At 64.4% G+C, this 8,097-nt stretch carries 9 protein-coding genes; 3 read left to right on the forward strand and 6 right to left on the reverse strand.

The features are described 5' to 3' along the window. Positions 1 to 121: 121 nt before the first annotated feature. Positions 122 to 1,030, reverse strand: a complete 909-nt coding sequence (locus ACNPP0_RS13050; RefSeq protein ID WP_448706111.1) for a hypothetical protein — start codon at positions 1,028 to 1,030, stop codon at positions 122 to 124. 200 nt (positions 1,031 to 1,230) lie between these two features. Next, complete coding sequence (locus ACNPP0_RS13055) at positions 1,231 to 1,422, reverse strand: hypothetical protein (RefSeq protein WP_448706113.1); 192 nt, start codon at positions 1,420 to 1,422, stop codon at positions 1,231 to 1,233. On the opposite strand from ACNPP0_RS13055, the gene ACNPP0_RS13060 reads away from it, so the two are divergent. Continuing rightward, positions 1,421 to 1,630 carry a hypothetical protein gene (locus ACNPP0_RS13060; RefSeq protein ID WP_448706114.1) on the forward strand — a complete coding sequence of 70 codons (210 nt, stop codon included), beginning with the start codon at positions 1,421 to 1,423 and terminating at the stop codon, positions 1,628 to 1,630. The genes ACNPP0_RS13055 and ACNPP0_RS13060 overlap by 2 nt on opposite strands. Positions 1,631 to 1,651: 21 nt before the next feature. On the opposite strand, the gene ACNPP0_RS13065 is transcribed toward ACNPP0_RS13060, so the two are convergent. Then, entirely contained in the window at positions 1,652 to 1,936 is a 285-nt protein-coding gene (locus tag ACNPP0_RS13065; protein WP_448706116.1) for a hypothetical protein, read from the reverse strand. Between the two features lie 228 nt (positions 1,937 to 2,164). Here ACNPP0_RS13065 and ACNPP0_RS13070 point away from each other — a divergent pair, with 228 nt between their 5' ends. Beyond that, positions 2,165 to 2,356: a hypothetical protein gene (locus tag ACNPP0_RS13070; protein ID WP_046805512.1), complete on the forward strand. Its 192-nt coding sequence runs from the start codon at positions 2,165 to 2,167 to the stop codon at positions 2,354 to 2,356. A gap of 33 nt (positions 2,357 to 2,389) precedes the next feature. On the opposite strand, the gene yddG is transcribed toward ACNPP0_RS13070, so the two are convergent. Both yddG and ACNPP0_RS13080 read right to left on the reverse strand, forming a co-directional pair. Next, positions 2,390 to 3,295: an aromatic amino acid DMT transporter YddG gene (gene yddG, locus ACNPP0_RS13075; RefSeq protein ID WP_332610852.1), complete on the reverse strand. Its 906-nt coding sequence runs from the start codon at positions 3,293 to 3,295 to the stop codon at positions 2,390 to 2,392. Between the two features lie 444 nt (positions 3,296 to 3,739). Next, a complete protein-coding gene (locus ACNPP0_RS13080; protein ID WP_448706118.1) occupies positions 3,740 to 5,314 on the reverse strand; it encodes a diguanylate cyclase in 1,575 nt (524 codons plus the stop codon). Between the two features lie 261 nt (positions 5,315 to 5,575). Here ACNPP0_RS13080 and ACNPP0_RS13085 point away from each other — a divergent pair, with 261 nt between their 5' ends. Further along, positions 5,576 to 7,525 carry a pentapeptide repeat-containing protein gene (locus tag ACNPP0_RS13085; RefSeq protein ID WP_448706119.1) on the forward strand — a complete coding sequence of 650 codons (1,950 nt, stop codon included), beginning with the start codon at positions 5,576 to 5,578 and terminating at the stop codon, positions 7,523 to 7,525. A gap of 44 nt (positions 7,526 to 7,569) precedes the next feature. Here ACNPP0_RS13085 and ACNPP0_RS13090 read toward each other — a convergent pair. Continuing rightward, on the reverse strand, positions 7,570 to 8,097 hold a 528-nt coding region (locus tag ACNPP0_RS13090; RefSeq protein ID WP_448706120.1), incomplete at its 5' end, for an AI-2E family transporter.

The raw sequence follows: 8,097 nt of genomic DNA on the forward strand, positions 1-8,097 counted from the left end.
TTGGGGGCGGGGGCGGTGCCGGGGCTGAAGGCTGAAGCACTGCCCCGGCACAAAATACGCCAAAAATACGCCGAAAATACGCGCGGATCGTCCCCGGGCGCTTCTGCCCACTCCTGCTTTTTTACAGCTTACGCAGCGTATCGCGACGCTTGCCGCCCCAGGTTGCAGCCAGGCTGGCAACGAAGGCGCCGATCAGCATTGATGCGAAACCCCACAGCGCGAACGCGGCGGCAGCCTTGCGCGCCTTGTCGGCAGCTTCCTTGGCCTTCTGCTTGGCGTCTTCGGCGGCCTTCTTGGCGTTCGCGATGGTCTGCTCGACACGACGCTGCGCCACGGCCGGCTCCTGACCGGTTTGTGCGGCCACAACCTTTGCCACGTAGTCGCGGTCCTCGGGCGTCATGTCACCACGCGCCAGGCTCATGGCCACGATGCGGCCCACTTCCGTGCGGGCGGCGTTTCGGTCGCCGGCCGCTTCGGGCCGGTCCGAACGCAGCAACGTATCGGTGAAGTAGTCCGTTGCGCGGTCCATGCCTCCGCCGCTGGCGCCAGCCGCTGCCGTAGCAGTAACCGCCGTGCCTGCACCGGCCGCTACCGACGCGCCCGCCTTGGCCGCGCCGGCCGCCAGCGTGGCAATGGCCGAACCCAGCAACGCCGCGCTGACAACCGCGCTCAGGGCCCACACCAGGAAGCCGTGTGCCGTATCGCGGAAATAGATCTCGTCGGAATGCACGTCGACCCACTTGGTGCGCAGCCTACCGGCGACGTAGCCGCCGATACCGTAAGACACGATCTGCGTGAACAGCATCCACGCAATGATGCTGATGCCCACGGCGGGCGCCGACATGCCCTCATCGCCCCACGGCGACACAGACAGGAAGCCCAGGCCGGTACCCCCGGCAAACAAGGCCAATGACAGCGCCGCGGCGATCACGGCACCCGCGAACACCGCGGCCCAGGACACCGCTGATATCGCCGACTCGCGTGGCGGCACGGCGCCGTAGGGTTGGCTCAAAGATGATGCGTTTTCCATGGTGATTCCTTGTTCATTGTTATTTCACGCCGGCTGCGTGCAACGCCGCACCGACGCCGATGCACGAGACGGCCAACCGGCATCAATGCCAGAAAAGCGCCAGCAAAATGATGATGGGAATAGGCACGCCAAGCAGCCAAAGCAAAATGGAACGCATGACAGACTCCTTTCAGGGTTATCGGAAAAAGCGGACGTGGCGCTCAGGCCAGGTCTATCGCGCCGGGCATGCGGGGGTCCGGCGCGGGCGGGGTCGGATCCTGTAGCGGCGGATCATCCGCGGGCTGATTCGGATCCGGCAGGGGATCATCGGGCGGCAGGTTGCCGGGCAACGACGGGTCATCCGGCGGCAGATCGTCCGGCAAGCCGGGCTCTCGATGCGGGGACTGGGACATGATCGGTTCTCCTCTGCGGCGCAAAGCGCACCGCCTTGCCCTTCAGCAAGCGGCGTTCCTGAATCCGGCAACCACCCGCCACCAGCCGCCGCGCCCGCCCTTCCCCGCCCTTCCACCCCGCTCTTCTATCCGGCGCTGGCATCCGGCGCTTGCATTCGGCGCTTCTATTCGCGACGCCCGCAAAAAAGCCCTCAACGAGGGCTTTTAATCGTTCAAGGGCGACACGACTTTATGGCTTGGATTTGCCATCACGGCTGATCGCCACCGCATTATTGCCGTCTTTACCCAGGATTTTCATGATCGCGGCCTTGCCGGCAACCGAAGCTTCATCCTGGCTGCCATAGCGCCTTTCGGAATAATTGGTGCTGTGCACATTGCCGGTTTCGGGATCCAGCAACGTGATGATCCAGGCAAATTCGCCCGGCATCAGCTGCCTGACTTGAAGCGTGGCACGCGTGCCAGGGCGCAATCGGTTCGGCATGTTGCCGCCTTTTCCAGGATGAGACGCCGCCATCGTAGCGCAAACCGCCGGGGCATGAAGCCCCTGGCGTACACCGTTTGAATTGCTGCGACCGCACACAAAATCATGCTGCGCACTGCGCGGCAAAAACGCCACACCGACATGCGAGCGCTAGGAAAACCCTAGGGCCAAGTCCGCAAATACAGGCGCACAATCAGCTCAAACATACAGACCGTAAAACACGGCGCCGAATCCCTTTAATCAGGCGAGGACGGAGACAACATGACTTACGTAGCAGTGGTAATGAGCTGTTTGATGGTTATGGGTATCGTCGGATTAGTGGTTCAAACGATTCGAAGCGCGGGCCCCGAGCCCTGGCTGAAGATATCGGCGGCGATCGTCAGTTCAACGTTTGCATCGCTGTTGCTTATCCCGTTGGGATACGCGGTGGCGCAGTCCATGCTGATCGACTGATCGCGTTTCATGATCGGTAATTGCCGCCCCGGGCTACACGCCCCGAGCGGCTTTGCTTTTCGTTGCTGCCCAACACAACAAAGAACCTGCTGTGACCATCGCCACTCCTTGCCAGAATGACGCGGTCAAGCGGGTAGACAGCCACACGGCCGCGAAAAAGGTGGACAGCACCGGCGTGAAATAAGACGCCGTCGCTAGCAAGGTCAGATTGCCGTTCAATATGCCCACGTTCCAAAGTGCGTAGCCGGCAGCCATCGCAGCGCCGGTAATACCTAATTCCAGCGCGGCCGGCCCGGCGAACACCAACGGCGGTTCGGCGCTGAAACCGTACTTTGCCCACAAGGCAGCCGCGGTCAGCATGAAAAACAAGGTCACGCCATTTTTACCGTCGGCATAGCGTTTGGTCACGTTGCAATACACGGCCCAGATAATGGCGCCGCCCAATGCCAATCCATAACTCAGGGGGTTGCTGGAAATGTTTGCCAGGGTGCGTTCCCAAGACAGGCTTGACCCGCCCACGACCCACACGATGCCGCACACCGACAGCAATATGCCCGGCACTACCCAGGCATTGGCACGCTGCCCATTCATGACGATGGCAAACAGCACGGTCAGGCAAGGCCAAAGGTAATTGACGATGCCCAGTTCGATGGCCTGGGGGCGGTCCAGCGCGAAGCCCAGGGATAGCGACAGGCAGATCTCGTAAGCAACGAACAGCAAGCTGCCCATCCAGAGATAACGCCGCGGAAAACTCCGTAACGTCGGAAACCCGAGCAGACACACAAGGAAGGCTGAACCTACCGTATAAATGAGCGCGGCGCCCCCGATGGCGCCGAAATTCTCACTGACGCCGCGAATCAAGCCGACGACCGTGCCCCACAGCAGGATCGCCAGCAGACCGAAAAATGTGGCCGTATTCCGGCCGGGAGAGAATCGCATTACCGTTTCCGCTAATTTTCTGAATGCCCCTCGATTGGCGCCCGAGCGGCGGCAGGCGGGCAGTGTAGCGAAAACCAATCGTTATCGTAGTGACCAACCGGGGCGGCCAGCGCCGCGCCGGGATACGCGACAGACCCACTGAAACACCAAACAAGAGGGAGTATCAGCCGCATGGCCATTTCCATACGCAGATTGAGCGATGTGCTAGCCAGCACGGAGTCAGGCCGGCTCTACCGGATCGAAGTTTTCTTGCAAGCGGACGACCCTGGCCCGTCGGCCGCACCCCTGCTTGCGACGTCCCGGTACATCCTCAGGACTTCTGAAGGAGAAGGCGTGATCGCCCTGGGCGAGCGGCGATATCGGTTGAGTTCCGGCGAGGTCCTGACGGCGCTGGCGCCCCAGCAGCCTCCGCGACCCGACGCCTGAACCGCCAGGCGCACCGCGCTAGCGATCCCACGCCACCCGCCGCTTGCCTTCGCCCTTTGCCTTGTAGAGCGCGACATCGGCGCGCTCGAGCAACTGCAACATCGTAATGCCGGAGTCGGGATAGACGGCGATACCCACGCTTGCCGACACGCCGACGCTGATGCCCGGATAAGGCAAAGACAAGCTATCGACCAGCGCCTCTGCCACGGATTGCGCCTGTTCTCGGCCCACGCCCATCAGCAGCACCGCAAATTCATCGCCGCCCAGCCTGGCTGCCACGTCCGATACACGGATCGCGCGCGCCATGCGGTCGGCGGCCTCTTTCAAGACGGTATCGCCCGCCGCATGGCCGTGCAGATCGTTGACCGCCTTGAAGCCGTCCAGGTCGATAGCCAGGATGGCGAAGGATTCGCCGCTGCGCTGCGCCACGGACAATTCACGCAGCACGAGCTCGCCGAACAGCACCCGATTGCACAGGCCGGTCAGCGGGTCGTAGTGTGCCAGGTGCTGCGCGTGCGCCAGCATGCGCGAGGCCTGCAACAACGCCGTGCCGACTTCCTCTGCCTCTTTGACGCTTGTGCCCGCCAGCTCGACAGTGCGCCCTTCCCCCAACGCCAACGCCGGCCCGACCAGGCCCTGCACCGCCGACGTCAAGCGGCTGGCCAGGCGCAACGCCAGCCACAGCCCCAGGCCGAATGCGACCAGGGTGCCCAGGGCGAGCCAGGCAATGGACCGGTACAAATCCGTTGTGACCAGGCTCATGGGCGCGCCCGCCGCCACCGTCCAGCCCGACAACATCGAACGACTGAACGCCGTGTAGACCGGCGTGCCTTCCTTGGTGATGGATTCGAACGCGCCTTCGCCTTCCTGCTGCACGGCCTGCGCCAGCGCAGGCACGGCTTTCTGGCCGACGAACTTCGTACCATCGCGGGTGCGGGCAATGATCGTTCCCGAACCGTCCAGCACCGCCGCCACCCAGCCTTCGGGCAAGGCGCGCCGGGCCAGTGCGTTGCCGATACGGTCTGGGGACAAGCCCACGTTCAGGCTGTAGATGACATTGTCGGCACGCACCACCGGCACACCCAGCGCGATCGTCGGCTTCTTGCTGACACCGCCGATGAACAGGCTGGTCAGCACCGGCGCCCGCGTGGCGAACACCCGCCGCAGGTCCTCGGGCGCGCCGCTGGAAGGCAATGGCGCACCGAAAGGCGCCAGCGTGTTGACCAGCTGGCGCCCGTCCTGGTCCGTGACGACATAGCTGTCCACGATTTGAAAGCGCAACGAATCCCGCGCGCGTTGATGAAAACTGGCAAGGTCGCCGCTGAGCAGGTCGGGCGAGGCGGCCAGCATCTGCAATCCGGCCTCCACGCCAGTCAGTTCACGATCGAGGATGGCGGCAAGATTGCGAGCCAGGAAAATCGTGTCTCGCAAGATCCGATCTTTTTGGACGACGTAGCTTTCGTACACCGCCACCGACGCCACGACCAGGGCCGGCAAGATACAGGCAAAGACGAGTGTCAGCAGACCGGTGCGCATTGAGTACCGGTGTTGAGGACGCGTGCGCACGCCAGGCAGGGCCTCGCCATCAGCCATCGTCTTCCCCCTTGGAACCATGCGCCTCCCGATACGTCCTGTCCGGATAGCCGTCCGGTCGGGATGAAACTCAGAAATTATTGCAGAAGCCCGCAACCGCACAATCCGCGCACAGACGCCTTTTCGGGGCGTTATCGCGCCTTTGGCGCGCCACATCGCGTCCCCAATTTACTCCGAAAAATCCGTGCCCGCGACGATTTGATGCAGGGGTGACGCGCGTTGTTCAGGCGCGACGGCCGGCCTGTTGCTACTATCGCCGCCATGAATAATCCGTCCCTGAAAAAGACCGTCGGCGCCCGTCTGGACGCGGCGGATATCACCGTGCTGATCCATGGCGCCATCGCCGCGCTGCTGGGCGCCGGCATGCAACAGTTGATGGCGCATCGGGCCTGGCCATGGGGCCACCCCTTCTCCCTGTATTTCCTGCTGCAATGGCTGGCGCTGATGCCGCTTGCCGCGGCGTTGTCATCGGGAATGAAAAGCCGCCGACGATGGCTGACGGCACTGGGCATCTTCGGCGTGTTGTTGCCGCTGGTCACCGCCTACGGCATGACCGCAGCGTTTGGATCGCTGCCGGGTGAACGGGGTGGCTGGGCGGGGCGCGGCGAGACGGCGATGGCGCTGCTTTTGACGGGCATCGTCGCCTTTGTGCTGCTGCCCTTGGTGCAGGCGTTGGACATTCACCGGCCCCGCTGGAACTATCCCGCTATTTTCCGCGCCGCCTGGCGCAACGCGGTGCACCTGGGCCCGAGCCTTTGCCTGGCGCTTTGCGTTTGCCTGCTGATGGCGGCAGCCGGCGCGATGTTCGACATGATCGGAATCCGCATCGTCCGTCGCCTGGTCGAGGACGCGACGTTCCGCTTTGCCGTATGGCCAATGATCCTGGCCGCCTGCCTGGTCGGCGTGCGTCGCCGGCCGGCGCTGACGAACATCCTGCAACGCGCGTGGCTGACGCTCAATGCGTGGCTGCTGCCGCTGGTTTCGCTGGTAGGCCTGGCCTTTACCGTTGCGCTGGCGGCAAGGCTGGCGCTGGGGCTTCAGGCCGTGCAATTGTCCGCCGGGGCGCTGATCGCGTTCTCACTGGTCTGGATCAAGCTGATCAACGCGGCCTGGCAAGACGGCCCGCTGGCAGACCCGTTCGGACCCCGGCTGCGCCGGCTGTTGCGCTGGGCCATGGTGTGCCTGTTGCCGTTGGCGGCCGTCGCGCTGACCGGCGCGGTAATTCGCGTAGAGCAATACGGCTGGACGGTGCTGCGCGCCTGGGGCGTGGGTGCCGCCGCGATCCTGGTGCTGTACGGCATCGGTTACGCATGGGCGGGGATACGCGGTAGACACCATCATGCGGCACTTGCGGCCACCAATCTGGTCGCGGCATTGGCCACGGTGGCAGTGCTGCTGGCGCTGGCCACGCCGCTGGCCAACCCGCTGCGCCTGACGGCCGAAAGCCAGTTTCAGCGGTTGGTCGACGGGCGCAAAGACCCGCAGGATTTCAGCTTTCATGCCATGGGCAGAGACTACGGCGTGTGGGGGCACGATGCCCTGCGCCGGCTGGCGGACGGTGCCGCCAATGCGCGCGACCTTCGTATTGCCGAAGCCGCCAAAGAGACGCTGCAAGGCGGGTATTTCCGCTGGGACACGCCGTTGAATCCCGCGCAGGGTCCGGTTCCGGACATGGCCTTGTCGCTGACCGTGACACCGGCCGGACGCGACGTACCGGCGCCCTGGTGGCGGACGCTGCGACGCGACCATCCCGCGTTGGCGCGTGCCTGCGTGCCCGCCGAAAGATCCCGCGCCGTTGCGTCGGGCGCCGATGCGTCGGGCGCCGATGCGTCGGGCGCCGATGCGTCGGGCGCCGTTGCATCGGGGGCCGATGCCTCGGGCGCGCCCGCGTCGCCTGCGTCGCCTGTGTCGCGCTGCCGTGTCATTTTCGCCGACCTGACGGGCGACGGTGCGGACGAACTCATTTTGTACGTGGCGCCGCAAACGGACACCGACTACCCGGGGCCGGACCGGTTCAGCGCCTTCACCCTGGACGCGGCGGACCAATGGCGCTATCTGGGCGATCTGCACGCCACCAGTTTCGAACAGCCCATGGAAGACGTCACCGGCGTGGACGACGTGGCGCAGGCGTTGGACCAGGGGCTGGTGCGCACCCGCCCCCGAGCCGACCGGGACCTGCTCATTGGTGACCAGCTGCTGCGCCTGCGTTGATGCAATGGCAAGCCGCCATCCGCTAGCCGGCCGGCGCCGCGACGTTATTTCGGCGGCGTCACCGGCAGCTTGTCTTGCGGCTCAAGCGTGTGGTCAGTGGGCGAAAAAAGGTCCCAGCACGCCATGAACAGCGCGGCGATCAGCGGCCCGATCACAAAGCCGTTCAGCCCGAACAGAGCCATGCCGCCCAACGTGGAAATCAGCACCACGTAGTCGGGCATTTTCGTGTCCTTGCCAACAAGAATGGGGCGCAGCACGTTGTCGACCATGCCAATGACCAGCACGCCGAACCCGATCAGCACCGCCCCCTTGACCACGGCGCCGGTCAGCAGGAAGTAGATCGCAACGGGAGCCCAGATCAGGCCCGCGCCGATGGCCGGCAGCAGCGACAAAAACCCCATGATCACGCCCCACAGCAGCGCGCCCTGGATCGACAGGATCGAAAAGATGATGCCGCCCAGCGCGCCCTGCGCGGCCGCAACCGCGATGTTGCCCTTGACGGTGGCGCGCACCACGGTCGTGAACTTGCGGAACAGATGCTGCTTGTGTGCATCGCTAAGCGGCATGGGGCG

The sequence above is a fragment of the Achromobacter semiaridum genome (genome assembly GCF_053543755.1).

Excerpts from the sequence above, each read along its gene's own strand:
- ACNPP0_RS13050 (WP_448706111.1), bottom strand. The coding sequence starts at position 1,030 with ATGGAAAACGCATCATCTTTGAGCCAACCCTACGGCGCCGTGCCGCCA.
- ACNPP0_RS13060 (WP_448706114.1), top strand. The coding sequence starts at position 1,421 with ATGATCGGTTCTCCTCTGCGGCGCAAAGCGCACCGCCTTGCCCTTCAG.
- ACNPP0_RS13055 (WP_448706113.1), bottom strand. The coding sequence starts at position 1,422 with ATGTCCCAGTCCCCGCATCGAGAGCCCGGCTTGCCGGACGATCTGCCG.
- ACNPP0_RS13065 (WP_448706116.1), bottom strand. The coding sequence starts at position 1,936 with ATGGCGGCGTCTCATCCTGGAAAAGGCGGCAACATGCCGAACCGATTG.
- ACNPP0_RS13070 (WP_046805512.1), top strand. The coding sequence starts at position 2,165 with ATGACTTACGTAGCAGTGGTAATGAGCTGTTTGATGGTTATGGGTATC.
- yddG (WP_332610852.1), bottom strand. The coding sequence starts at position 3,295 with ATGCGATTCTCTCCCGGCCGGAATACGGCCACATTTTTCGGTCTGCTG.
- ACNPP0_RS13080 (WP_448706118.1), bottom strand. The coding sequence starts at position 5,314 with ATGGCTGATGGCGAGGCCCTGCCTGGCGTGCGCACGCGTCCTCAACAC.
- ACNPP0_RS13085 (WP_448706119.1), top strand. The coding sequence starts at position 5,576 with ATGAATAATCCGTCCCTGAAAAAGACCGTCGGCGCCCGTCTGGACGCG.